Source organism: Dyella sp. GSA-30, from assembly GCF_027924605.1.
Taxonomy (GTDB): Bacteria; Pseudomonadota; Gammaproteobacteria; order Xanthomonadales; family Rhodanobacteraceae; genus GSA-30.
The window spans coordinates 1,072,200-1,096,596 of record NZ_AP027042.1 but is presented as its reverse complement, the minus strand read 5'-3'; the positions used below and the strand labels follow the sequence as shown (position 1 = coordinate 1,096,596).

The following is a 24,397-nucleotide window of genomic DNA, read 5'->3' as shown; positions in this document are numbered from 1 at the left end:
GCATGCGAACGATCTTTGCCGCCATCACGATTGCCGCCGCCGTGGTCAGCGCGCCGGTGCTCGCTCAGCAAAAACAGAACCAGAGCGCCTATCGCTATCGCTGGACCGACGCGCAAGGCCTGCCGCATTACAGCGACAGCCTCAGCGCGGATGCGATGAAATACGGCTATGACATCGTCAACGACCGCGGGCTGACGGTCGGGCACGTCGATCGCCAACTCAATCCGCAGGAACGCGCGGCCGCACAGAAAATCGCAGCGCAGAACGCCGCTGCGAAACAAGCGGCCGACGACCAGGCGCGCAGCGACAGCCAGATGCTCGCCGCGTACAGCTCGGAGGCAGCCTATCAAGGCTCGCTGAAGCAAAACCTTGACACCATCGACCAGCAGATCAACACCACCAAGATCAATTTGCATAGTCAGGAAAAAGCGCTGACCGATCTGCTGGCACGCGCGGGCGAAGCCGAGCGTGCCAAGCAGCCCGTGCCCAAATCGCTCAACGACAGCATCGCCAAGCAACGCAATGTGGTCGCCGGCCAACGCGATGTCCTGCTCAAGCAGGAGACCACGCGCGATGCCGCCGAAACCAAGATGGCCGAACAGATGGCGCACTACCGCCAGGTAAAGGCCGCCGCGGAAAAAGACCGCGGCGAATAAGTTATCGCCGCGACGCCAGCGAGGGATCGCCGACAGGGGCACGTACTTGAGCCGATAGTGGTACCTCTGGATACCACTATCGGCTTTATGCTCAGAACGGCAACTTCAAATCCTTGTTCACCGCGAGCAGTTGCTCACGATAGACATTCTGGATTCGCTTCAGTGCCGCCGGGCTGTCCGCATCGAAACGCAACACCAGGATCGGCGTGGTGTTGGACGCACGTACCAGACCCCAACCATCCGGCCAGTCCGCGCGCACGCCATCGATGGTGGTCAGCGTGGCGTCGCCGAAGGTGGCGGTCTGACGGAATTTGTCCATGAACTTGTAATGCTCGCCTTCGGCCATCTCGATCTTCAGCTCGGGCGTGGACACACCCTTGGGCAGCGTCGCGAAGATCGCTTCGGGCGTGCGCTCTTCCAGGTCGCCAGCAAGGATTTCCAGCAGACGCGCGGCAGCATAGATACCGTCGTCGAAACCGTACCAGCGCTCCTTGAAGAAGAAATGGCCGCTCATCTCGCCGGCAAGTTCCGCATGGGTCTCGCGCATCTTGGCCTTGATCAGCGAGTGCCCGGTGCGCCACATCAACGGACTGCCGCCGGCGTCGAGAATCTGGCCGCGCAGATGGCCGGTGCACTTGACGTCATAGATGACCGTCGCACCCGGCTGGCGCGACAGCACATCGCGCGCGAACAACATCAGCGTGCGATCCGGGAAGATGATCTCGCCTTCCCGTGTCACCACGCCCAGACGATCGCCGTCGCCGTCGAAGGCAATGCCCAGATCGGCACCGGTCTGTTTCACCGCAAGAATCAGATCTTCCAGATTGTGCGGATCGGACGGGTCCGGGTGATGGTTCGGGAAGCTGCCGTCGACGTCGCAATAGAGCTGGATCACGTCGCAACCGATGCCTTCGAGCACCTGCGGCGCCACCGCGCCGGGGATGCCGTTGCCGCAGTCGACGACGATCTTGAGGTTACGCTCGGCCTGGACGTCCGACGTAATGCGCTCGATATAGTCCGGTACCACGTCGATATGACGGATGCCGCCCTGCCCGCCGCTCTCGAGCCGGTTGCCGGCAATGCGCTGATACAGATCCTGGATCGCGCCTTCGGACAGCGTCTCGCCGCCGACCACGATCTTGAAGCCGTTGTAGTCCGGCGGATTGTGGCTGCCGGTCACCGCCACGCCGCTGCCGGTATTGAAACGGTAAGCGGCGTAGTAGACCACCGGTGTCGGTACGGCACCGATATCGATCACGTCGATACCCGCTTCACGCAAGCCGTCGGCCAGGGCACCGGCCAGTTCCGGGCCGGACAGGCGACCGTCGCGGCCCACCACGATTTCACGCAGGCCTTTCTCGCGCATCACCGTGCCGATCGACTGACCGAGCAGGCGCGCCACTTCGCGGGTCAACGATTTACCGACTACGCCGCGCACGTCGTAGGCGCGGAAAATCGTCGGATCCACCGCTGCCGGCGCAGGCGGCGCCTTGGGCGCGGGGCGAGCAGCCGGCCTGGGCGATTCGGGCTTGTTTTCGACCACGGGGGGCAAAGGCAACTCTTCTGGCTCTTCTGGCGCTATTTCCGGTTCCGGGCGGTTACGCCACCACAGCAGGAAACCACCGCCACCGATGCCCAACAGCGCCAGCAACCCGGAAAGCAGCGCCGAGCGCGGCAAGACGACATAAGCTTGCGGTGCCGCGGCAACCACGCTGAAGGCACTCCCAGGCACGGGCTTGCCGAGCACTTCGCGTTCCCCGCTGCGCGCTCCGCTTGCCAATAAGGAGCGGTCGATGCGGTCATCTTCCTGATGAAGCTCCAGCCTGCCGTCTGGCACCCGAATGGACTCGAAGCGCTGTTGCAGCCCCGAGAAAGGAAAGGCCAGCCATACCCATGCGCGCGGCTTGATCGGCGCTCCCAGCGGCAACACCAGGGTGAGCTGACGCGCGGCGCCGTCGGACACGGTCTGCATCAAGGTCTGGCCGTCGGCCGTTTGCGCGGCCAGCAACTGAGCGGCCTTGCCGTAGCCGAACTGGCGATAATCGGCGTGCACGACTTCGTCGAGGCTGCCGGAATAGATTTCGATCTGCGTGGCCTGCGGCAATGCCTGATGCAGCTGCGAAATCAGCAAATCGTGCTCGACGGACGGATCGATACCGGTCAGCGCTTGCTGGATCTTGCCGCGCTCGATCGCGATTTCGCCCTGCAGGCTCTGTACCGCCTCGTTCTGCGCCGCATGCAGGCGCTCCTTGGCGCCGTCCTCGTCGGCGATCAGCCAGGTCTGCCAGGCGCAGAAAAGGCCGAGCAGGATCAACAGCGTGCCTGCCGCCAACGGCAGCAAACCGCGCAAGTGGACATTGGGCGCGCGCATCCGTCTGCTTACCGTGGTTTTCGCCATGCCTCTCCCCTTTGATTAGCCGGCTCGCCGACCTGTTTTACTGTTGCGAACGCACCCGCACGCGCAAGATTAGCTCACGCCCGTGGATCCGAAGCCGCCCAGCCCCCGCTGACTCGACGTCGAGAACGATTCCACGACCGTAAACGCCGGGCGCACGATCGGCACGAACAACATTTGAGCGATACGATCCCCCGGCTGAATGGTAATGCTCGCATCCTCGCCCCCGGCGCCACTGCGCGGTGGGTTCCGGTTCCACACACTGACAAAGCATTCGGCCATGTAATCGGCATCGATCACCCCGGTGCCGTTGCCCATCACCAGGCCGCGCTTGTGCCCCAGGCCCGAGCGCGGCAGCACCAGGGCGCAGAACTCGTGGGTATTCATATGCATGGCCAGCCCGGTAGGAATCAGCACCGAGGGAGCCTGGGGGGCCAATACCAATGGCTCGTCGATACAGGCGAACAGATCGATACCGGCGGCCTGGTCGCTTTGATAGGTGGGCAGACCCCAGGTGCGCAGACGTTCGTCGAGAATGCGCAGTTCGATGCTAGGCGCGATGTTCAATCCCTATCCTTCCGAGAACGCGCCAGGGCGGCGCCAGATTGAAGGATTGTACGGAAACCTCCGGTCCTGTCAGCCATCGAGGGCGGCAGCGAGCGCCGCCAGGCCTTCCATATAAAGATGCCGCAAGGCGTCTTCGATGACCGATTCGGTGGCCCCGGCGGGTTCGAACACGCTCGACCAGATCACCGTGCACCCCTGCTTGCGCGCACTGACCTGCAACGTTGCGCGGCAATCGAGCATCGGCAGGGCGCCGTCGACCAGCGCGTAGACGTAACGACGGCTCGCATCGCTGCGTGTTTCCAGTCGCTCCACCGCGCGGCTGCCGTCGGCGTAGTGCAAGGTGCGGATGCGCCCCTCCCAGGACAGGTCCAATCCGTGGACCAGCGGATGCCAGCGGTGCAGACCGCCGAAATCGCCGATCAGCGCCCACACGACGTCGGCCGGATTGGCCAGCCGCTGCGCCACCCGAACCTCCGCCATAGTCGCCCTCCGCGCTACTCAAGGTGGTGTGGAAGCTTTCGGTGCGTTCTTTCGATGCGTTAATGCAGGCAAGAGGCGCGCCAAGTTCAAGCCACCGAAATGGCGCAAAAAAACACGTTCCCGATGTGCAATTTCCGTGAACGCTGTTGCTGTTCCGAGACAGCGCCGGTGACACACCGCGCCATATGCTGCACTGCGGTTTGCTCCGTGACCGGTTAAGGACCATCCTCGTCAACGGGTATCACGGATGGCGTCACAGCTGCACCGCCTGCATCCTGACTTCAAGACGCTTCGATGCCGTGGATCACCTTCGCATCCATGGAGCAACATATGCGCAGTGTGTTGTCCAACACCTCCTCGACCCGCATCGACAGCATGCTGCGTGAGCGGCTGGGCGACGTAAACGTCGCGCCACATGTCGCCAAATCCTGGCTGCGCTGCATCGAGGAATACGGCATAGACGCCGACGCGGCACGCGACACGCCCGTACTCGATGCCGCCTCGATCAGCGAACGCCAGCAGCGTTTTGGGGAGCTGCTGAATGTGGCGCGGGCGGAGATGGAAAATCTTTACGAACAGATTGCCGGCTCGGGTTATGCGGTCATTCTGTGCGATGCCGAAGCGGCCATTCTGGGCGCCATCACCGATCCGTCGCTCAAGCGCGAATTTCGCGGCGCCGGCTTGCGCGTCGGCGCTGTATGGAGCGAGCGTTACGAGGGCACTAACGGCCTGGGCACGTGCATTGCCGAAGGCGGGCCGGTCACCGTCTATCGCGAAGAGCACTTTCGCCACTTCAACATGGATCTGTCGTGCTCCGGCGCGCCGGTGCTCGATACGCAGGGCGAAGTGCTGGGCGTGCTGGACGCGTCTACCGTCAATGCCGCCGACACACGTCTGATCCAGCGCCATACGATGGCCTTGGTCGCCATGTCGGCCAACCTTATTTCACGCTGCCATTTCCTCGCCGAATGCCGTGACAAATGGATCCTGCGTTTTCACAGCCGACCCGAGTTCGTCGGTCTGTTGCACGAAGCCCTGCTAGCCGTGGACAGCAGCGGCGTCGTGCGGGCGGTCAACGAAAGCGCGCTGACCCAGCTGGGTATGTCGCGCGACAAACTGGTCGGGCAGTCGCTGGAGCGGATCTTCCCATTCGACTTCAACACCCTGGAAAAACGCGCCTTCGCCGACGCGGCGACGCTGTGGCCGGTGCGCGACGCCGCCTACGGCCGCCGCTTCTTCGCGATGGTGCGGCCGCCTTCGGTGATCACCAACGGTGTGACGCTATCGGCACCCGCGGCGAGCCCGACATCGACACGCCAGCACGTCGGCGGCGATACGCGCATGCAGCACAATATGAATTGCGGCCGCCAGTTGTTCGGCCGCCGCGTACCGCTCTTGCTGCAGGGCGCAACCGGTACCGGCAAGGAAGCCTTTGCCAAGGCGCTGCACCTGGCCAGCAGCTGGGCGGACAAGCCGTTTATCGCGGTCAACTGCGCGGCCATTCCCGAGCCGCTGATCGAAAGCGAGCTGTTCGGCTACACCCGTGGCGCGTTTACCGATGCCTCGCGCGATGGCCATCTGGGCAAGATCCGCCAGTCCAGTGGCGGGACGCTGTTTCTCGATGAAATTGGCGATATGCCGTTGCGTCTGCAGACACGTCTGCTGCGCGTGCTGGAGGAGCATGAAGTCATGCCTTTGGGTGGCGAACGCGCGATTCCGGTCGATCTGCACGTCATCAGCGCCACCCATCAGGATCTGCAGAAGATGGTACAGGCGGGCGAGTTTCGCGAAGACCTGTATTACCGACTCAATGGCATCACGCTGCAATTGCCGGCGCTGCGGGAGCGCACGGATAAACTGGATCTGATAGACACGCTGCTGGCGGAGGAGTCGCAAGGGCTGGCGCGACCAAGGCTGTGTGACGATGCGCTGCGCTTGCTGCTCAATTACACGTGGCCGGGCAATATCCGCCAGCTACGCAATACGCTGCGCACTGCCGCGGCGCTTTGCTCCGATAGCGTGATTCGGCCATGCAACCTGCCGCAGGAAATCACCGGTTACAGCGCTGCCGAACCTGCCGCCACATCTGTCGCGGGCAATGGCGATGCGCCGTTGCGCACCGCCGAACGCGAGGCCTTGCTGCGTGAGCTCGAACAGATGCACTGGAATATCAGTCGTACTGCCAGCGCATTGGGGATCAGTCGCAATACGTTGTATCGCAAGCTGCACAAGCATGGGATTGTGTTGCCGGATTGAATTGTAGAAACAAGATCCGGGAATCCGAATTACCTCCTAGCCGTCATCCCGGCGTAGGCCGGGATCCACTCCTCGGTCCTCGCTCGTCAGACAACGTATCGCAAGCATCCACCTTGAGGAGTGGATCCCGGCCTACGCCGGGATGACGAGTAGGAGGCGGAGCTTCAACATTTGGTGAAGCTGCACGCACAACGTTTCTTAGAAATGCAAGCGCACCCCAACCGTAAACAACCGCGGCGCACCAGGCGCCACGAACAAGGTCGACATCTCCTCGCCTGGCGCCACCTGTGGCCGGATCAGGTGCCCGTCCGGCAAGGCATCGTCGGCTACCGCGCCATAGGTCTCATAACGACGGTCGAATGCATTGTCCACGCGCGCGTAGAACTGCAAGGCATCGCTCAACGCAAAGACCGCTCGCAGATTGACCAGGGCATAGCCGCGGGTGCCCCAGTTGGCGCGCACATCGGGATCATCGTCGCTGATACGTCCGTCTTCGTTGCCATTGCTGACGCTGCCGGAGAAAGCCAACAGATCCGCGCCCAGCGTCAGGCGCGAAGTGGCATTCCAGTCCACGGTGAATTTCGCACTGTGTCTCGGCAGGCCTGCAATTCGGGTTCCCGGCCGTGTGTCGATCGTGCGTTCGCCAGCAAGCAATTGGCCATACGATTGATACGTAGCCAGCAGCAGGTTGTAGCCCAGGTGCCAGGACCACGCGCCTTGCTGGCCGCCAACGTCCAGGTCCGCCCCCTGATAACGCGTACGCCCGACGTTGGCGAAGTAGCCCTGCTGCGTATTGGGTGCGCGCAAAAACAGGATGTCGTCGCGGTTGTCTGTGCGGAACAATGAAGCGCTAGCATTTAAACCGCCATCGTTCTTCCAGCGCGCACCCAGCTGCCACGCACGCGATACGACCTGACGCAGTGGCGGATCGGCCTGCAGCCCCGTGGGCAGGCGACAGGGCTCGGTCGGATCGGCACAGCCCAGTTCGATCACCGACGGTGCGCGGTTGCTTTGCGACGCGTTGGCGAACATCACCCACGATCCTAGCGCCTGGGTCACGCCCAACGACGGATTGAGCTTGCGATAGGTATTGCGCTGACCGGGCTGTACGCCATCGTCCGCACTGGACAGCACGCTCAACAAACGCAGATCGTTCCAGCGCAAGGAGCCGGTCACATGCGTGGTATCGGTCAGCGCCCAGGTATCGGTGGCGTAGACACCCCACGAGCGACTGGTGCCGTTGACACCGGAGAAGAATTCCACCGGCGCGGAAGGATCGACGATCGTGTCGCGACTGCCCTCATCCAGCATAGCGTCTTGCGTGTACTGCGCGTAGCTCACGCTGCTGCGATCGAACGTGGTCCCGAACGCGAGTTGGTGATCGCCCACGTGTGTGCTGAAGCTCAGGCCACCGCCCTGTCCCTGCTGGCGTGTATAGGTACTGTTGAGCACGCCGGTAGCCAGCGCATCGGCCTGGGCACGGGAGACATCGCAATCGCCGTCCAGCGGCTCGCCATCGGCGCCGTAGCCGGCGCCGCAGGCGTCGATGAAATCGTCGTAGTCGTCGTTGATGTCGCCGTTGACCGTGTCGCGCCGCGTATGTCTCGTATAGAGCAAGGCGGTCAGTTGCGTGTCCGCACCGAAGCGATGCGTGTAGTGCGTCGTCAGCTGGGTGGCTTGCGTGTGTGTTACATCGGGTGCGGTATAGATCGCACGACGGTCCCGTTGGTACAAGCCGGGCTCGAATACCTGGGCGCCATCATCGTAACGCGTGCCGGGCAGCAGGCCGTTGCCGACCAGCCGGCTGCTGCCATGCATCACTTCGATGTCCCAATCGTCGGCTGCCGTATGTCGACCGAACTTCAAGAAGCCATTGCGCATGATGCCCGGCGAATCGCGGCGCCAGCCGTTCTCGTCGAAGTATGTCCCGGCAACGAAGAGATGCCAGCCCTGTGCATTGCTGATGCCATACGACAGGTCGGTCCGGCGGCGCGCGTAGCTACCATAGGAAACATCCGCATCGAAACCCGGCGATGTCAGTCCCGACTTGGTCGTCAGCACCAGCGCGCCACCGAGTGTATTGGGACCGAACACCGGGTTGGCGCCAGGCAGCAAGGTGATCGACTCCAGCGCAAATTCCGGAATCATGTCCCAGCTCACAATATCGCCGAAGGGCTCATTGACACGCACGCCATCGAGATACACCGAGATGCCTTGGGCCGCGCCCAGTGTCGGCGAAGCGCGAAAGCCATGAAAAGTGACGTCGACCTGGAACGGGCTGCCCTGAACGTCATTGATGTTCACGCCGGTCAGGCGATTGTTCATGACGCCGACGAGATTGGCACCGGCGACATCGCGCTGCACATCATAGCGAAGGCTCTGCACGGCGTATGGCAAGGCGGCCGCATCAATGCCCATGCCCGGTAACGGTGTCGGCACAACAATGATCGGCGCAAGATTGGTAACAATCGATGGTGCATCGGCAGCATGCAGATGGCACGCGAACAGCAGGATCGCCCATGGCGCACCACCGCCTCGAATGCGCCATCCAGCCATATGCCCTCCACTTCATCGCGCAAACGGCTCCGATCGCGTTCAGCTGCGATCGGAGCCACCCCAACGCCACCCAAGGTTCAAGCCTTCAGCACACTCGATGCCTGAGCGATCTTGGTTGCCATGAAGTCCATCAATGGCGGCGACAGACAGTCGTACGGCGGCAGGCCCAGTTCGTTCAAACGCGCGCGTACGGCGTCCTGGTTATTCGGATCGGCACCCGATTCGATGATCGACGACACGAACGCAGCGAATCCCGGCGCCGACCAGCCGGTTTCGGACGAAAGCTCGGTGTGGATGAAATCCAGCCCATAGAACGGATGGCCCTTGTTCTCGATGCGTCCATACATGTGCACGCCGCAACCCGTGCAGGCATGCCGCTGGATCGCCGCTTTCTCGTCGACAATCTTCAGCTTGTCCGCGTTCTGGGTCACCTCGACCTGTTCGCGCGGCACCACCGCTATCATCGCAAACAGCGAGCCATCCGGCTTCCAGCATTTCGTGCAGCCGCATACATGGTTGTGCGCCGACTGCGTGCCGACGCTGACCTTGACCGGCTTGTCCTTGCAATGACAAACCAGCGTGCCGCCGGAGAAATTCTCGGCGCCCGGCTTGACGCCTTTGTCGACCGATGGGTGAATGGCAACAGTCATGATGTGCTCCTCAGCATACGGTGGAGATTCAATAGACGATGACCGAACGAATGCTCTTGCCTTCGTGCATCAGGTCGAAGGCATGATTGATCTCGTCCAATCCGAGTGTGTAGGTGATGAAGGGATCGATCTTGATCTCGCCGGACATGTAACGGTCGACATAACCCGGCAGCTGGCTGCGGCCTTTCACGCCACCAAATGCCGTGCCACGCCACACCCGCCCGGTCACCAGCTGGAACGGTCGCGTGCTGATCTCCTGCCCGGCGCCGGCCACGCCGATGATGATCGACTCGCCCCAGCCGCGATGACAGCATTCGAGGGCAGCACGCATCACGTTGACATTGCCGATGCACTCGAATGAGTAATCCACGCCACCGGTCAGTTCGACGATGACCTGCTGGATCGGGGTATCTGGATAGGCCTTCGGATTGATGCAGTCGGTGGCGCCCATCTGCTTGGCCATCTCGAACTTGTCCGGGTTGGTGTCGATCACCACGATGCGCCCGGCCTTGGCCATGACCGCACCCTGCACGACGGAAAGACCGATGCCGCCCAGGCCAAACACCGCCACGGACGAACCCGGCTCCACCTTTGCCGTATTGAGCACTGCACCGATGCCCGTGGTGATGCCGCAACCGAGCAGGCATACCTTCTCCAGCGGCGCGGCCTTGTTGATCTTCGCCAGCGCGATTTCCGGCAGCACGGTGTAATTGCTGAAGGTGCTGCAGCCCATGTAGTGCAACAGCGGCTTGCCGTTCAACGAAAAGCGCGAGGTGCCATCGGGCATCAGGCCCTTGCCCTGCGTGGCGCGGATCTTTACGCAGAGATTGGTTTTCTTCGAACGGCAGTACTCGCACTCGCCGCATTCGGGCGTGTAGAGCGGAATCACGTGGTCGCCAGGTTTAAGTGTTGTCACGCCCGGGCCGACTTCTTCCACCACACCACCGCCCTCGTGTCCCAGGATGACCGGAAACTCACCCTCCGGGTCGGCCCCGGACAAGGTAAAGGCATCGGTGTGGCAGACGCCGGTGGCGACGATGCGCACCAGCACTTCGCCGGCTTTCGGGCCGGCCACATCCACTTCTTCGATCGATAAAGGTTTGCCCGCTGCAAAAGCGACGGCTGCGCGTGACTTCATGACATGTCCTCGTGATCAGTCCTGGCTCGATGGCGGGCGTCCGGGTTGCACCAGATCCAGCTGACGCGCCTTGACGTAGTCGTAGATGGCGCGCAAATCGTTCTCTTCAAAAAAGCCCGCCCAGGAAGGCATGCCTTTCTCGGGCCGACCGGCCATCGCCGTGCTGAGAAAGGTGTCCCAGGTCATACCCATCTTCAGCGAGTTGCGCAGGTCCGGCGCGAGATCACCGCCAACCGCGTCGCCACCGTGGCAACGGAAGCAATATGAGTTGTAGTTTTCGTAACCTTTGAAGACATCGTCGGTGACCTTGGGCGGCTTGTCATTGAGATAGACCTGAAAATCGGTCGTGACCGACTGGCCGCCAGCGGTTTTGTAGGTGTGCGCTGCACCGGCCGCTGCCGCACTCTTCGCTGGCGCACCACTGCCAGTCTGCGACAACACATAGTCCACCGCGGCATGCAGATCGGCATCGCTCAACTGCGGATGCGGCGTCATCGGTATCTGACCCCATACGCCGCTGCCGCCTTCCTTTACCTTCTTCATCAAGGTGGCGACGATCTGCGGTTGCTGTGAGGCGTATTTCTTCGCAATGTCCTGGTACGCCGGACCCACCACCTTGTGATCTATCGCGTGGCAGGACAGGCAATCGCTGCCCTTGACTACGGTTGCGCCCTTGCTCGTATCCGGAGCGGTGGCGGCCCATAGCGGCATCGTGATGAAACATAGCGACGCCGACATCGCGACCCGCCACAAACCCGTCAAAACCCGCTCCGATACGTTTCTACGCATGACGCCTCCTTACAGATTGGCCATCTGACTGGCCGATGCACTATCGCCATCGCCGAACAGCTGCACGCCATGCTGGTGCAGCACGCCGGTCAAGGCGGACTTCTGTTGCTTGATGACGTTATTGAGCTTGTTGCGCAACGCGTCGTCGCCTTTGCGCACAGCCATCGACATCGGGAAGGAATACATTTCAGGCGAGCCGGTGGCGCGCGTGTTGGGCAAGGCCACCGTGGTCAGCTCGGGATAGTCGTGTAGAAATGCACCGACGGCCGGTTGCCAGGTGATCATCACGTCGATCTGTCCGGTCTGTACCGCATCGAGCGTGCTACGCGGCGACTCGCCGGAGGAGCCGCTGATATCGAACGATTTGGCCGACGTCACCAGGCCGCGCAACTGCAAGCCAGCCTCTACCGGCGTGTCGCCTTCGAAGCCCAGCTTGAGCTTGCGCAGGTCGGGCGAGTTCATGTTCTCGATGGTGTAGCCCTTGTCCTTCTTGAACACAAAGACATAGGAGGACACGTAGTAGGGATCGGTGGTGAGCTCCTCGTCGTTGCCGTAAGGCATGCTCATCACCACGTCGCATTTGCCGCTATCGAGATTGCGCGAGAGATACTCGGGAAAGCCGCCGTGCCCGCGCATGTCGGCCCAGACGTATTCGAGCTTCGCGCCCATGGCCTTGGCGACCGTTTCGGCGACCGCGTTTTCGAAACCCTGGCCGGCACGATTGGAGTAAGGCAGATAGTCGGGATCTGCGCAGACTTTCAGCGTGCCCGCCGCATGGGCGGGCACGGCGCCAGCGAGAGCGATCAACAGACAAGTGGCGGTCAACGTGTACAGCTTGCTCATGGCATGAGGTCCTATGCGATGAAGACGCCAGAACGCATCCGCGGCGCCATCAATGCGCCGCGGACGTCCGTTCGATCAGTCGAGTGCGAACACCAGCAAGGTGCCGCCGAGGTTGGTGTAGTCGCTCAGGCTTGCGGTCGCACCGACCGCGCCCAGACCTTCAGTCGCCTTGGTGAGATTCTCGGCCAGACCGATCGCCGCCCAGCCACCGACGCCGCTGAGGATCGCTACGTACTGCTTACCTTCGTACGTATAAGTGATCGGATTGCCGATGATTCCCGACGGTGCCTTGAACTTCCACAACACCTTGCCGCTCTTGATATCGACGGCGCGGAATTCACCCGTCAACGTGCCGTAGAACACCAACCCGCCGCCGGTGGTCAACGCGCCGCCCCAATCCTGGAAGCGATCGTCGATAGCCCACTTGGTCTGACCGCTGACCGGGTCGAAGGCGATAAAGCGCCCGCCGACGTCGCCGTGATTGGCCGGATACATATTCACCAGCGCACCGACGTACGGGAAACCGGCTTTGTACTTCACGTTGAATGCCTGGTAATCCATGCACACGTGATTGGTCGGCACGTAGAACAGCTTGGTATTCGGATCGTAGGCGGCCGGCTGCTGGTCCTTGCTGCCTTGCGACGACGGGCAAATGCCTTTTACGTTCTCGCCCTCCTTGGTCATCATCGCCGGGTTGAGCACGGGTTTGCCGGTGGCCATGTCGATGTGATCGGCCCAGTTCACCACCGCGTCGAACTTCTTTGCCGACACCAGTTTTCCGGAGCGACGGTCCAGCACGTAAGCAAAGCCGTTGCGATCGAAATGCGTCAGCGTCGGAATGCTTTTCCCGTCGACCGTACTATCGGTGAGAATATTTTCGTTGACGCCGTCGTAGTCCCAGCCATCGTGCGGCGTCATCTGGAACACCCACGCCGCCTTACCCGTTTCCGGATTACGCGCGATGATCGACATCGAGTATTTGTTGTCGCCCGGACGTTGCGTCGGGTTCCAGGTGCCGGGGTTACCGGTGCCGTAATAGAGCAGGTTCAACTTCGGATCGTAGGTGTACCAGCCCCAGGTAGTGCCACCGCCGAGCTTCCATTGTTCGCCTTGCCACGACGACAGGCTGGAATCCTTGCCGACCGGTTTGCCGGTGGCGCCGTCGATGGTCTTGTTCGGGTCGAACAACAGCTGGTCGTCGGGTCCGGTGCTGAACGCACGCCAGACCTGCTTGCCGGTCGCCGCATCGTTCGCGGTGACATAACCATGCACGCCGTATTCCGCGCCCGATACGCCGGTAATGACCACGTTCTTGATCACCAGTGGCGCCATGGTCTGCGTCTGACCCAGCTTGGGATCGGCGTTCTGGACCTTCCACTTCACGCTGCCGTCCTTGGCGTTCAGTGCATAGAGAAAACCGTCGAGTGCATTGGCGTAGATGACGCCATTGCTATAGGCCACGCCGCGATTGACGACATCGCAGCACGCCACGGAAGGCGCGAACTTGTCCTGCTGCGGCGCGAACTTCCACAGAATGCGGCCCGGCTCCTTGAGCGACACCGCATATACGTAATTGGGAAACGAGCTTTCGAAGAACATCGTGTCGCCGACTACCAGCGGCTGGCCTTCGTGGCCGCGCAGCGAGCCGGTCGACATAGTCCAGGCGACATGCAGATTCTTGACGTTGTCGGGCGTGATCTGATTCAGACCGCTATAGCGATGCCCTGCGTAATTGCCCGCCGGTATGACCCACTGGTTGTGATCTTGCGACAGCTTGTCCAACTGCTCGTTGGCTGCGGCGATACCCGGCAGCAGCAGAGCCAGACAGGCAACGTGTATCGCAGGTCGCCAGAAACGTACGGATGGTTTGAACATGGATGGACTCTCCCCGGATGCTGAAGGCTTACGTGCCATCGGCAACGCACGGCGCGTGCCGGTGCAACATCGGTTGCATCAGGGAGATAGCAGGGGCTGTGCCACTTCTCACGTCACGGGTGAAACTGTCGGCCAATCATTGACCTAGCCGGGTTTGGCTCGGCTGCGGCTGGTTGTGCTGGAGGCGTAGTGTCTCTGTATCGCCACAGTGCTTGATGCAGAAGTGGGGCAGCCTGGGATGATGCGGCTTTGCAGCAATACGGTGTGGTTGGCGCATTTGCGGGAGCCCTCTCTCAATTGGACTCCAAACCCAACTAGCTTGTAGGAGCGACTTCAGTCGCGACCGGCCTTACCTCGCGCTGCACGGTCGCGACTGAAGTCGCTCCTACAAGCTCAGGTGATTTTTCGGGATTCCGGCGGATCACCCGCGCTGCGCGCGATACCGCTCGGCAAGCTTCACGATCAACTGCTGCGCCAGCGTGCGCTTGGATGCTCGCGGCAAGGCTTCTTCACCACCGGGCCAGAACAGGCTCAAGGCATTGTCTTCCGCTTCGAAACCAAGCCCACCGCCCACCTGGTTGGCGGCGATCATGTCCAGACCCTTGCGCTTCAGCTTGTCCTGCGCGTACACCGCAACGTCGTGCGTCTCGGCGGCAAAGCCAAGCAGGAACGGTTTGGGGCTGCGCTGGGAAAGGTCGGCCAGGATGTCGGGGTTTTCGCTGAGCTCCAGCGTCAGGCCTTTGCCGTCGCGCTTCTTCAGTTTCTGCCCGGCGACCGTGGCCGGGCGGTAGTCGCCCACCGCGGCGGCGCCGATATAGATGTCGGCCTGTGCCGTGGCTTCGAGCACTGCATCGTGCATCTGCGCGGCACTGCGCACGTCGATGCGTCGCGCCACGCGCGGCGGTGTGGCCAGGCCGACGGGACCGGCGATCAAGGTGACCTCGGCGCCGGCATAAGCGGCCGCTTCGGCCACGGCAAAGCCCATCTTGCCGGAGCTGCGGTTGCCGATAAAACGCACCGGGTCGATATCTTCATAGGTCGGGCCGGCGGTAACGACGACTTTCAGGTCACGCAGGCGCTCGTCGACAAAGGACGCCACCATCGCCTCGCGCAGCTCCAGCGCTTCGAGCATACGGCCCGAACCGATGTCGCCGCAGGCCTGGTCGCCGGAATCGGGGCCGAGCTGGATGACGCCGCGCCGACGCAAGGTCTCCATGTTCGCCTGCACCGCCGGGTGCGCCCACATCTGCTGATTCATCGCTGGCGCCACATAAACCGGCGCGGCGCTGGCCAGGCAGACGGTACTGAGCAGGTCATTGGCGAAGCCGTTCGCCAGGCGCGCGATGGTATCGGCCGATGCCGGCGCAATCAGAATGCGCTCGGCCCATTTCGCCAGCTCGATATGCCCCATGGCCGCTTCGCCATGCTCGTCCCACAAGCTGATGCGTACCGGCTCGCCGGACAACGCCTGGAACGTGGTCGCGGTGACGAAATGCGTGGCACCTTCGGTCATCACGACGCGTACGTGAGCGTCCAGATCGCGCAAGCGTCGCACCAGTTCACACGCCTTGTAGGCAGCGATGCCTCCGGTGACGGCTAACAGGATGCGACGTTGGGCAATACTCATAGCTACAGGCCGATGATTTAAAACAGTAATAGCTTACAGGATTCGCCTTCGGCCGCCTCTCTCAAGGGCGATCCACGCCAGGCATGCTTTGAACGAGCCCAGCCGGGCTTTCGCACTTACCTTTTGCCAGCCTCATTCCGCCCTGGTCACCGTCGTAACCCAAGACAAGGAAGTCAGCCATGTCCAAGAAGAAAGCTGCCCTGGCAGCCGCCCTGCTTTGCCTCGTGACGACAGTCCACGCCGCCGAGCCGCCCGAACTGGTCTGGATCTCGCTCGCACAAGATGCCAGCCTCACCGAAGACCTGCGCTTCGGGCAACGCTTGTCTGTGCAAAAAGGCAGCCCGCATGATTCGCTCGCGCTCCTGGTCGAATACGATCAACTCGATACTCTCGCCGAACAACTTCGTAGCGAGTCCCGGCATGGTGCGGGGTTTATCGTGCACTCCTCGCTCGAGGACGCCTTGTCCGTTCAGGCAGTCGAACGCCGGCCCGGCTACGACATCGACCAGCACGAAACCGTGCGCGGCTTGATCGGGCAGATCGACGAAACCCGGCTGATCCAGGTCATCGAGCAGCTAAGCCGATACCAGGACCGTCGGCACCGATCCGAGACCGGCGCGCAGGCTTCCCTGGCCATCAGGGACTTATGGCAGTCCTGGGCCGGCAACCGCGCCGACGTGAAGGTGGCTCAGGTCACGCACGCCAGAACGCCGCAGAAATCCGTGGTGCTCACCATGACGGGTAGCGAAAAGCCGGACGAGATCATCGTGCTGGGCGGCCATCTCGATAGCACATCGAACGCGCTGAAAGCACCCGGTGCCGATGACAATGCGTCGGGTATCGCCAGCCTTTCCGAGGTTGTCCGCGTACTGCTGCAGAACAACTACCGGCCCAAGCGCACCCTGCAATTCATGGCTTATGCCGCCGAGGAGGTCGGCCTGGTGGGTTCGGGCGAGATCGCCCAACGCTACCGCAACGACGGTATCGATGTTCTCGGCGCGCTGCAGTTGGACATGACCAACTACAAGGGTTCATCGGGCGACATTTATATCTACGAGGACTATACCGACCGCATGCAGAATGATTTCCTGCGCCGGTTGATCACCACCTATCAGCCCGATCTACAGATCGGCACGTCGCGTTGCGGCTATGGATGTTCCGATCATGCAAGCTGGAACAGGTACGGCTACGCGGCTTCGCTCCCATTCGAGGCACGCTTCGATCAGGCCAATCCGTCCATACATACGGCCAACGACACGCTCGAAAAGAGTGGTGGCAACGCTACACACACGGCCAAGTTCGCGCGGCTGGCGTTGAGCTACGCCATCGAACTGGGCAGCGGCACACGCGTGGTTTCATCGGCGGCGACACAGGAGTGATGGCTCATCCGCGCCGCACAACCGATCAGCCCGAGCTGATGCACTCGGGCTGATCGGCCACCTGGATGCTGCGATCGCTTAACCGATCACACGCGGTTTGAGGATGTCTTCCAGCCCGATCCGGCGCAACAGCTCGGCACGCACGCGGTCGGCCACACCGTTGACGATCTCCGCACCATCCTCGGACGGATCGATATGCACACGGAACGGGCGCTTGCCGAACGGCTTGTCCACTACCTCGACAATGGCATCGGCGACAGCCTGCGGATCGGCATCGGCTGGCTCGAGGTCGGCCAGGCCCTTGAAAGCCACTTCGGAGAAATCCGCAGTCGGGCCATTGGCATATTCCTCGGCGCGCTGCTTGTCGGCCGGGCTACCCGAATGGGCGAAGTGATTGGTGCCCTTGGTGAACGCGCCCGGCACCACGATCGACGTCTCGATGCCCCAGCGCGCCAGCTCACCGGCGTAGCTCACCGCCAACGCGTCCATGCCTGCCTTGGCGGCGAAATAAGGCGCGAGGTACGGCGGTGTACCGCCACGCGAGCTGCTGGAGGACACCCACACCAGCAAGCCACGGCCCTGCTTGCGCAGCTGCGGAAGGGCGGCACGATTGACGCGCTGTGTGCCCAGCACGTTGATGTCGTAAAGCTGCGCGAATTGCTCAGGCGCAAAGGCCTCGGCTGGGCCGTACGACATGTGTCCGGCGTTGTGCACCACGACGTCCAAATGGCCATGGGCTCGCACAACCGTGGTGATCGCGGCAGCGGCCGATGGCTCGGACTGCACATCCAGTTCGACGGTGCGCAGATCGACGCCGTTCGTCTTAGCGTAGTCGGCGATGCTGGCGACCTGGGCCGCATTCTTTCCCGCGACGTCACGCATGCTTGCATAGACTGTATGACCGGCATGCGCCAGCGCCTTGGCAGTCATCAAGCCAAAACCACTCGATGCGCCGGTAACAATGATCACGTATTTCATGATGAGTTCTCCAAAGCAAATTAGTTGTAGAGGGGATGAGCGGCGCCAAGGCGCCATGTCGCAGACAAAGGAAGGTTCAGACCATGCCGCCGTTGGCGCGTAGTACCTGGCCGTTGATCCACCCGCCCTCGGGGCCGGCCAGGAAGGACACGGTCTTGGCGATGTCTTCCGGTGAGCCCAGGCGCTCGAGCGGGTTGAGCTTGGCCAGCTGCTGCACCAGCTCGTCCGACTTGCCGTCCAGGAACAAATCGGTTGCTGTCGGGCCGGGCGCTACCGCGTTCACGCTGATCTGGCGACCACGCATTTCACGCGCCATCACCCGGGTCATCGCTTCCACCGCGCCCTTGGTGGCGGCGTAGATGCCGTAGGTAGGCTGATAGACACCAACCACGCTGGTGGAAAAATTGATCACCCGGCCGCCGTTGCGCAGGCGCTTGGCGGCCTCGCGCATGGTGTTGAAGCTGCCTTTCAGGTTGACGTTGATCAGGCGGTCGAACAGCTCGTCGCTGGAATCGGCCAGCGTGGCCAGACCCATCACGCCGGCGTTGTTCACCAGCACATCGACGCCGCCAAAGGCCGTTTCCGCGGCATCGAACATGCGCTTCACTGCGGCCGGATGGCTCACGTCAGCCTGAGCCGTCAGAGCCCGCCCGCCGGCGGCTTCGATCTTGCGGGCCACCGCTTCGGCCGGTTCGGCGTTGCCGGCGTAATTGACGACGACGGTAAAGCCGTCCTGGGCCAGCCGCTGGGCAATCGCGGCGCCGATGCCGCGCGAGGCTCCGGTAACAATGGCGATCTGGTTGTTCTGCTTGTTCATGGCGTACTCCTCGGGAGGGAAAGATCCGACCGGTGTGTCGGTGAGGCGTACTTTGGACTTTTCTTGGTTGGGGATAATCGGGTTTAATCCGATAACATTATTCGGATAACGGGAACAATATCGTGGACCGATTCGACGCCATGCGCCTGTTCGCCCGGATCGTCGAGCGCCGAAGCTTCACCCTGGCGGCCCAGGATCTGGACCTGCCCCGTTCGACCGTTACCGAAGGGGTCAAGCAAATGGAGGCGCGATTGGGCGTGCGCCTGCTTCAACGCACGACGCGCCAGGTGAGCCCGACGCTGGATGGCGAGGCCTATTACCGCCGCTGCCTTTCCATCCTGGCGGATATCGAAGAAGCCGAGGCCGCATTCAGCGGCGCAAAACCTAGCGGCATGCTGCGCGTGGATCTGCATGGCACCCTGGCCCGACACTTCGTATTGCCCGGTTTGCCAGATTTTCTGGATCGCTATCCGGATATCCAGCTACACATTGGCGAAGGCGATCGCTTGGTCGATCTGGTGCGCGAAGGTGTGGATTGTGTCCTGCGTGTAGGCAAGCCGCCGGATAGCAGCATGGTGGGCAGGCACATCGCCACACTGGAGGAAGGCACCTTCGCCAGTCCTGCCTACCTGCAACGCTACGGTACGCCCCGAACCCCGGATGAGCTCGATGGACACCGCATGGTCGCCTTCGCGTCCTCGGCCACCGGCGGTCTGTTGGCGCTCGAATTCACCGTCAATGGACAGCTACGCGAAATCACCCTGCCCGCCACCGTCTCCGTCACCGGCGCCGAGACCAATGTCGCCATCGCCAAACTCGGGCTGGGCCTGATCCAGGTACCGCGCTATCGACTTGGCGACGCGCTCGCACGTGGCGAGCTGGTCGAGATCCTGCGCGACTTTCCGCCCTCGCCGTCGCCCGTCTACGTGCTCTATCCACATAGCCGTCAGCTGTCGCCACGCGTCCGCGTATTTATCGATTGGGTGTCGACGCAATTCGCGTCACAAAGCGCAGCCGGGTGACTGACTAATTCGGCTGTTGGGCCGATGCCGACCCTGCAGGTGCCGTCGCTGGCCGCGCCTCTTCATGCATTGCAGCGCGATAAAAGCCCAAAGCCAGAATGACCAGGAGCGCGACAATAAACGCGATCAGGGCGATACGACGTGAGAAATTCATAGTCTTGTCGGCCATCCTGAGAGTCGGCGGAAGCCTGACCCATCCGCCGTATTCACATGGTCGACGTCATCGACGCTGACGATCACACCAGGCAAATGACTAGACGCATTCCCGGCGAACGCCCGAGTGCTTCAACGATCATTCCCACTGATATGCCGGCATCGGGAACGGCAAGCTCTCCTCATGAGCACTCTCCCCATGAGCATCCGTAACTGGCCCACATTGGAACGACCGCGAGAAAGGCTATTGCAACGCGGTCCATCCGCGCTTTCCGACGCCGAGCTGATCGCCACCCTGATCGGTCACGGCTCACGCGGCAAAGACGCCATCAGCCTCGGCCGCGAGCTGATCATCGCCAGTGGCGGCCTGCATCGCTTACTGTCGGATGGAACATCGCTGTCGAAGGTTTCGGGCATCGGCCCAGCCAAGCGTGCACGACTACTGGCCGCCTTCGAACTCGCTCGCCGCGCCATGGGCGAACAACTGATGGCACTGCCAACGCTGAGTAACCCACGCGACAGCGGCGAGTATCTGAGCGCACGCCTGCGTCATCTCCCGCATGAAGTCTTCGCATGCCTCTATCTGGACAACCATCATCGCGTCATCGCCTTCGAAGAGCTATTCCGCGGCACCGTCGATAGCGCCAGCGTGCATCCACGCGAAGTAGTCCGAGCCTGCCTGGAACACAATGCGTGCGCCGTGATCCTGGCGCACAACCATCCTTCCGGGGTCGCCGAGCCTAGCGCTGCTGATCGTGCGATCACCCAGCAACTACGCGACGTACTCGATGTCGTTGGCGTACGCGTACTCGATCACCTGGTGATTGGCTCGGGCGAGCCCGTGTCGATGGCGGAGCGTGGCCTCATCTGAGACGGCACTCACTCGTTCGCGTGTTATAAGCCAAGCTTGCGTACGTTCTGCAACCGGGGGGATGCAATGGATACAAACGATGTATTTGACGATGTGCTCTTCATCAGAGAACTGAGCAAGACCGGCGTTATCGACTTCAACAAAACGCCTTATCTACGCAACCACCATGGCCGAGCCGCTTTCGATGAAGAACGCCGGGGCAACCTGATCGAAGTGTTGCCCGAAGACGCCACGCTCGACCTGGGACAGAAGTACGCGAACATACGCGCGTGGCCTGAGCACGTGCCGGCCGGCTACGAGATCACCGAGTTCGACTTCGGCGCGAAGGAAGTCCGTTACGCGCCGCTGGCGGCAACACACGATAGCGTGCGCGCCTTTGGCATGACCTTGCTGAGGCCCGGCGATTGCGTACACATGGACGATGAAGCGCTGATTCCGTCCGGCTGCGGACCGCTTGTTTGCGCTACCTACCAATACGGCAAATGGGCCGGACACTGGTCGCCTTACCGCTCATTACCGCATACGCGGCGGCTGATCACCTTCAACCCAACCGACCTGGAATATCACGACTTTCCGCATGTGTTCTTTTCAATGGACGACGTGCCGTTGGTGATCAGCGTCGCGCGCTGGCGTCCCTATGCAAACGAGATCGCACTCGCCGATCTATGGGTGGCCCCGGGCGACGCCATCATTCTCCCGCCCAAGCGTTTCCCAACGCCTCCCGAGGGCGGCGATACCTGGCACAAGGTGATCGACCTGCACGGCAACCGCAATTCCGCATTAGCCACCTGGCACGATAAAAACCGGCCGGGCGTCATGACGCAAACCTTGCTGGTCGATCCGGCCAACGGCATTCATTACCACGAGGAAATCGCACCGACTTTCCATTCGACTTCCGCACCTTGAATGGCGCAGGTGTCGCGCCTGACGGCGCCTACTTTCCGCCCTTTCCGGGTGGGGGATGCGTCCCTGGGGGCGTAGTAGATGCCGTAGTAGTAGACGTGGTGGATGTGCTCGACGCCGCCGATGAAGAGGAACTGGTGGCCGAAGACGATGAAGCCGCTGAATCCAGACGCCGCTGATAAGTCACGTTCTGCGTTTTCCAGCCGGTGCCGTCCTTGGTCGGGCGAGCGGCCCACAGCGTCGAGTGGGTTGGCGTGTCGTGGCGATAGATGAATCCGCCTGGCCGCTTGGCGACGAAACGTTCCATGTTCGTATCGGCCACCTGATTGGCTTGCGTCGGCACATTGACCGTGTTGCCGGGCAGGCCGGTGAACTGAAAGGGATTCTGGTGTGCGTTCTCGCTGCGGATTTCCGGCTTCAATGCCGTGCCGGTGCTTTCCGGCTTCGGACTCTGCGGTCGCGGCGTGTCGCTTGCCGTGCGCGTGCCGGCATGCGAAGCCCCGGTGTTCTCGGTGTAGGTGTGATCTTCGCCGCTGGTGAAACTATCTGCCGCCGAACGCGTGGAAAGCCTCTGCATCGAAGCGCCGCGCTTCTGCGCCTCGGTGCGCATGACCTGGGCTAGTGCCGGGATATTTGACGATTTGAGATCGGCGAAGGTTTTCCGTGTCGACTTGATATCGGCATTGATATCTCTACGTGCTTCGGGCCCCGTGTAAAGGCGCCCATCGCTGCCCGCGGCAAGCGGCTTCAAGAAATGCGTTGTGACATCCTTGGCTGTTCCGGTGGAGGTAAGACCAAGGGCGGCAGCCTCTTTACTGAGTGCTTCGCTTTTAGCCCTGGCCCTCGAGCTCACTCGGCTGGACATTCGCCGGCCAGCAGCCGATGCCGACGACATGCTGGTGCCGGTACCACTCGGCGCCGTGTGCGTGCTTACCGGGGGCGACAGTGGTGAGGTCGATGGCAAGCTGGAAAATGCGCTCGTGTGCGAACTGGTCGATCCCAAGGATCCGCTGCCTGACGTGGCAAGTGCCGGAGATAGCGTGCTTGCGCTTCCCATGCCGCCTGGCGATGCATGCTTTGGCGGCGCGGAGAACACACTTGATGACGTCAGACTCGATGAAGTCAGACTCGATGATCCGCCACCACTACTTGCCGGATGCCCCACTATCGTGATCGGCGTGGCGATCGCAACGTGTGGTGAATGGAACAAAGGCGCGGCCGTGCCGTGTGTCGATGACGAAGTGGCTGATGGCGGATGATGCAGCGACGACCCTGGACTGGTAGCAGTCCTATCCCTTGCCTTCTTATTCGGATCCGTGGCGGTCTTCGGCAAAGGCCCGGCGGGGCGCTTTCTATCGTTGCCGCCACCACCGCCGCTTCCGCTTCCACTGCCGCCGCTGCTGCCTCCGGCCTTGAACATGGCGCCCCCTGATGCACCCGGATCTAAGGATGCGGAGGAAAACTCTAGCACCAGGTTTTCAGGCCACGCCAGTGAATGTGCGGCATTTAAAACCCTCGAAAATACAAACCACCTTACTCACATTGCCCCGGCGACATACCGGGGCGATGTGGCAAGACGCTTATCGCAAACTGCAACTCAGTTCACACCGTAACGCTGCGCCGGCTTGGTGTGCGACAGGTTCGGGCCGAGCGCTAGGCGCGCGCCCTCGAACGTCTGCCAGTCGGCTGCCTGCGGCAACGACGGAATCGTCGCGAACTCACCCTGGTCAAAACCCGCCAGCGCCGCATCGACCATATCTTCGGCCGACATCACGATGGCCGTGGGCAGATGTTCTACCGGCATGCCGGCGATGCCCCAGAATTCCGTTGCGGTGGCGCCAGGCAGCACCGCTTGTACACGCACACCCTTATCGCCCAACTCATGCTTAAGCGACTGGCTGAAGGCAAGCACATACGCCTTGCTGGCTCCGTACACGCCGTTGAGCAACTCCGGTGCGACCGCAACGATCGAGGCGATATTGATGATGGCGCCCTGCTTACGCGCGACGAAGGCCGGAGCGACGGCATGGGTCAATCGCGTCAGCACATTCACGTTGAGGTTCAACATCTCTTCCATCTTGCCGATGTCCGCCTGCAGCAACGGTGCCGTCGCGCCGACGCCGGCATTGTTGACCAGCATCGAGATCGACGTATCGTCGCGCAGCAAGGCTTCGACCTTGGCCAGATCACCGGCAGCGGTGAGATCGGCAGCCACCGTTTTCACGCTGCGGCCGGTCTGCGCATGCAGCCGGGTGGCGAGTTGTTGCAGGCGGTCCTGATTACGGGCGACCAGAATCAGGTCATAGCCGCGACGGGCAAGCCGGTCGGCGTAGACCGCGCCGATACCTGACGACGCGCCGGTGATGAGTGCGGTACCTAGATGGTTGGTGGTGGTGCTCATGATGCTCTCCAAAGTGTGTGTATGCACATATGTGCGCAAAA

At 61.9% G+C, this 24,397-nt stretch carries 22 protein-coding genes; 7 read left to right on the top strand and 15 right to left on the bottom strand.

The window, feature by feature from the left end; genetic code table 11:
• Positions 1-2 precede the first annotated feature (2 nt).
• Positions 3-656 carry a DUF4124 domain-containing protein gene (locus QMG46_RS04885; protein WP_281851367.1) on the top strand — a complete coding sequence of 218 codons (654 nt, stop codon included), beginning with the start codon at positions 3-5 and terminating at the stop codon, positions 654-656.
• Positions 657-747: 91 nt separating this feature from the next.
• Here QMG46_RS04885 and QMG46_RS04880 read toward each other — a convergent pair whose 3' ends face one another.
• The 3 genes from QMG46_RS04880 to QMG46_RS04870 form a co-directional block, all read right to left on the bottom strand.
• Positions 748-3,054, bottom strand: coding sequence for a phosphomannomutase/phosphoglucomutase (locus tag QMG46_RS04880; RefSeq protein ID WP_281851366.1), 2,307 nt, complete (start codon positions 3,052-3,054; stop codon positions 748-750).
• Positions 3,055-3,123: 69 nt separating this feature from the next.
• Positions 3,124-3,612, bottom strand: coding sequence for a dUTP diphosphatase (gene dut / locus QMG46_RS04875; protein ID WP_281852806.1), 489 nt, complete (start codon positions 3,610-3,612; stop codon positions 3,124-3,126).
• A 75-nt stretch (positions 3,613-3,687) separates the two neighbouring features.
• Entirely contained in the window at positions 3,688-4,098 is a 411-nt protein-coding gene (locus tag QMG46_RS04870; protein WP_281851365.1) for an SRPBCC family protein, read from the bottom strand.
• Between the two features lie 330 nt (positions 4,099-4,428).
• On the opposite strand from QMG46_RS04870, the gene QMG46_RS04865 reads away from it, so the two are divergent.
• Entirely contained in the window at positions 4,429-6,354 is a 1,926-nt protein-coding gene (locus tag QMG46_RS04865; protein ID WP_281851364.1) for a sigma-54-dependent Fis family transcriptional regulator, read from the top strand.
• Positions 6,355-6,552: 198 nt separating this feature from the next.
• Here QMG46_RS04865 and QMG46_RS04860 read toward each other — a convergent pair whose 3' ends face one another.
• The 7 genes from QMG46_RS04860 to coaBC all read right to left on the bottom strand — a co-directional run bounded on the left by QMG46_RS04860 (position 6,553) and on the right by coaBC (position 15,832).
• The gene (locus QMG46_RS04860; RefSeq protein ID WP_281851363.1) at positions 6,553-8,910 is read right to left on the bottom strand and encodes a TonB-dependent receptor; all 2,358 of its coding nucleotides are present in this window, start codon (positions 8,908-8,910) and stop codon (positions 6,553-6,555) included.
• Positions 8,911-8,987: 77 nt separating this feature from the next.
• Positions 8,988-9,563 carry an S-(hydroxymethyl)glutathione synthase gene (gene gfa / locus QMG46_RS04855; RefSeq protein ID WP_281852805.1) on the bottom strand — a complete coding sequence of 192 codons (576 nt, stop codon included), beginning with the start codon at positions 9,561-9,563 and terminating at the stop codon, positions 8,988-8,990.
• A 25-nt stretch (positions 9,564-9,588) separates the two neighbouring features.
• A complete protein-coding gene (locus tag QMG46_RS04850) occupies positions 9,589-10,698 on the bottom strand; it encodes an S-(hydroxymethyl)glutathione dehydrogenase/class III alcohol dehydrogenase (RefSeq protein ID WP_281851362.1) in 1,110 nt (369 codons plus the stop codon).
• 15 nt (positions 10,699-10,713) lie between these two features.
• Positions 10,714-11,487 carry a c-type cytochrome gene (locus tag QMG46_RS04845; protein WP_281851361.1) on the bottom strand — a complete coding sequence of 258 codons (774 nt, stop codon included), beginning with the start codon at positions 11,485-11,487 and terminating at the stop codon, positions 10,714-10,716.
• A gap of 9 nt (positions 11,488-11,496) precedes the next feature.
• Positions 11,497-12,330: a transporter substrate-binding domain-containing protein gene (locus QMG46_RS04840; RefSeq protein WP_281851360.1), complete on the bottom strand. Its 834-nt coding sequence runs from the start codon at positions 12,328-12,330 to the stop codon at positions 11,497-11,499.
• 75 nt (positions 12,331-12,405) lie between these two features.
• Entirely contained in the window at positions 12,406-14,205 is a 1,800-nt protein-coding gene (locus QMG46_RS04835; protein WP_281851358.1) for a methanol/ethanol family PQQ-dependent dehydrogenase, read from the bottom strand.
• Between the two features lie 421 nt (positions 14,206-14,626).
• Positions 14,627-15,832 carry a bifunctional phosphopantothenoylcysteine decarboxylase/phosphopantothenate--cysteine ligase CoaBC gene (gene coaBC / locus QMG46_RS04830; protein WP_281851357.1) on the bottom strand — a complete coding sequence of 402 codons (1,206 nt, stop codon included), beginning with the start codon at positions 15,830-15,832 and terminating at the stop codon, positions 14,627-14,629.
• Between the two features lie 179 nt (positions 15,833-16,011).
• Here coaBC and QMG46_RS04825 point away from each other — a divergent pair, with 179 nt between their 5' ends.
• Positions 16,012-17,211 carry a M20/M25/M40 family metallo-hydrolase gene (locus QMG46_RS04825; protein ID WP_281851356.1) on the top strand — a complete coding sequence of 400 codons (1,200 nt, stop codon included), beginning with the start codon at positions 16,012-16,014 and terminating at the stop codon, positions 17,209-17,211.
• Between the two features lie 78 nt (positions 17,212-17,289).
• Here the strand turns inward: QMG46_RS04825 and QMG46_RS04820 are convergent, their stop codons facing one another.
• Together QMG46_RS04820 and QMG46_RS04815 are read right to left on the bottom strand one after the other, a co-directional pair.
• A complete protein-coding gene (locus QMG46_RS04820) occupies positions 17,290-18,189 on the bottom strand; it encodes an SDR family oxidoreductase (protein WP_281851355.1) in 900 nt (299 codons plus the stop codon).
• A 76-nt stretch (positions 18,190-18,265) separates the two neighbouring features.
• Positions 18,266-19,006, bottom strand: a complete 741-nt coding sequence (locus QMG46_RS04815; protein WP_281851354.1) for an SDR family oxidoreductase — start codon at positions 19,004-19,006, stop codon at positions 18,266-18,268.
• 122 nt (positions 19,007-19,128) lie between these two features.
• Here QMG46_RS04815 and QMG46_RS04810 point away from each other — a divergent pair, with 122 nt between their 5' ends.
• Positions 19,129-20,028: a LysR family transcriptional regulator gene (locus tag QMG46_RS04810; protein ID WP_281851353.1), complete on the top strand. Its 900-nt coding sequence runs from the start codon at positions 19,129-19,131 to the stop codon at positions 20,026-20,028.
• A 4-nt stretch (positions 20,029-20,032) separates the two neighbouring features.
• Here QMG46_RS04810 and QMG46_RS04805 read toward each other — a convergent pair whose 3' ends face one another.
• Complete coding sequence (locus QMG46_RS04805) at positions 20,033-20,182, bottom strand: hypothetical protein (RefSeq protein ID WP_281851352.1); 150 nt, start codon at positions 20,180-20,182, stop codon at positions 20,033-20,035.
• A gap of 198 nt (positions 20,183-20,380) precedes the next feature.
• Here QMG46_RS04805 and radC point away from each other — a divergent pair, with 198 nt between their 5' ends.
• Together radC and QMG46_RS04795 are read left to right on the top strand one after the other, a co-directional pair.
• Entirely contained in the window at positions 20,381-21,052 is a 672-nt protein-coding gene (gene radC, locus QMG46_RS04800) for a RadC family protein (protein WP_281851351.1), read from the top strand.
• A 66-nt stretch (positions 21,053-21,118) separates the two neighbouring features.
• Entirely contained in the window at positions 21,119-21,958 is an 840-nt protein-coding gene (locus QMG46_RS04795) for a hypothetical protein (protein WP_281851350.1), read from the top strand.
• A 28-nt stretch (positions 21,959-21,986) separates the two neighbouring features.
• Here the strand turns inward: QMG46_RS04795 and QMG46_RS04790 are convergent, their stop codons facing one another.
• Positions 21,987-22,706 (bottom strand): hypothetical protein, encoded by a 720-nt coding sequence (locus QMG46_RS04790; RefSeq protein ID WP_281851349.1) that lies wholly within the window; start codon positions 22,704-22,706, stop codon positions 21,987-21,989.
• A 10-nt stretch (positions 22,707-22,716) separates the two neighbouring features.
• On the opposite strand from QMG46_RS04790, the gene QMG46_RS04785 reads away from it, so the two are divergent.
• Positions 22,717-23,214, top strand: a complete 498-nt coding sequence (locus QMG46_RS04785) for a hypothetical protein (RefSeq protein ID WP_281851348.1) — start codon at positions 22,717-22,719, stop codon at positions 23,212-23,214.
• A gap of 338 nt (positions 23,215-23,552) precedes the next feature.
• Here QMG46_RS04785 and QMG46_RS04780 read toward each other — a convergent pair whose 3' ends face one another.
• Positions 23,553-24,356, bottom strand: a complete 804-nt coding sequence (locus QMG46_RS04780; protein WP_281851347.1) for an SDR family NAD(P)-dependent oxidoreductase — start codon at positions 24,354-24,356, stop codon at positions 23,553-23,555.
• Between the last annotated feature and the right edge of the window lie 41 nt (positions 24,357-24,397).

Excerpts from the sequence above, each read along its gene's own strand:
- QMG46_RS04885 (WP_281851367.1), top strand. The coding sequence starts at position 3 with ATGCGAACGATCTTTGCCGCCATCACGATTGCCGCCGCCGTGGTCAGC.
- QMG46_RS04880 (WP_281851366.1), bottom strand. The coding sequence starts at position 3,054 with ATGGCGAAAACCACGGTAAGCAGACGGATGCGCGCGCCCAATGTCCAC.
- QMG46_RS04870 (WP_281851365.1), bottom strand. The coding sequence starts at position 4,098 with ATGGCGGAGGTTCGGGTGGCGCAGCGGCTGGCCAATCCGGCCGACGTC.
- QMG46_RS04865 (WP_281851364.1), top strand. The coding sequence starts at position 4,429 with ATGCGCAGTGTGTTGTCCAACACCTCCTCGACCCGCATCGACAGCATG.
- QMG46_RS04860 (WP_281851363.1), bottom strand. The coding sequence starts at position 8,910 with ATGGCTGGATGGCGCATTCGAGGCGGTGGTGCGCCATGGGCGATCCTG.
- QMG46_RS04850 (WP_281851362.1), bottom strand. The coding sequence starts at position 10,698 with ATGAAGTCACGCGCAGCCGTCGCTTTTGCAGCGGGCAAACCTTTATCG.
- QMG46_RS04845 (WP_281851361.1), bottom strand. The coding sequence starts at position 11,487 with ATGCGTAGAAACGTATCGGAGCGGGTTTTGACGGGTTTGTGGCGGGTC.
- QMG46_RS04840 (WP_281851360.1), bottom strand. The coding sequence starts at position 12,330 with ATGAGCAAGCTGTACACGTTGACCGCCACTTGTCTGTTGATCGCTCTC.
- QMG46_RS04835 (WP_281851358.1), bottom strand. The coding sequence starts at position 14,205 with ATGTTCAAACCATCCGTACGTTTCTGGCGACCTGCGATACACGTTGCC.
- coaBC (WP_281851357.1), bottom strand. The coding sequence starts at position 15,832 with ATGAGTATTGCCCAACGTCGCATCCTGTTAGCCGTCACCGGAGGCATC.
- QMG46_RS04825 (WP_281851356.1), top strand. The coding sequence starts at position 16,012 with ATGTCCAAGAAGAAAGCTGCCCTGGCAGCCGCCCTGCTTTGCCTCGTG.
- QMG46_RS04820 (WP_281851355.1), bottom strand. The coding sequence starts at position 18,189 with ATGAAATACGTGATCATTGTTACCGGCGCATCGAGTGGTTTTGGCTTG.
- QMG46_RS04815 (WP_281851354.1), bottom strand. The coding sequence starts at position 19,006 with ATGAACAAGCAGAACAACCAGATCGCCATTGTTACCGGAGCCTCGCGC.
- QMG46_RS04805 (WP_281851352.1), bottom strand. The coding sequence starts at position 20,182 with ATGAATTTCTCACGTCGTATCGCCCTGATCGCGTTTATTGTCGCGCTC.
- radC (WP_281851351.1), top strand. The coding sequence starts at position 20,381 with ATGAGCATCCGTAACTGGCCCACATTGGAACGACCGCGAGAAAGGCTA.
- QMG46_RS04795 (WP_281851350.1), top strand. The coding sequence starts at position 21,119 with ATGGATACAAACGATGTATTTGACGATGTGCTCTTCATCAGAGAACTG.
- QMG46_RS04780 (WP_281851347.1), bottom strand. The coding sequence starts at position 24,356 with ATGAGCACCACCACCAACCATCTAGGTACCGCACTCATCACCGGCGCG.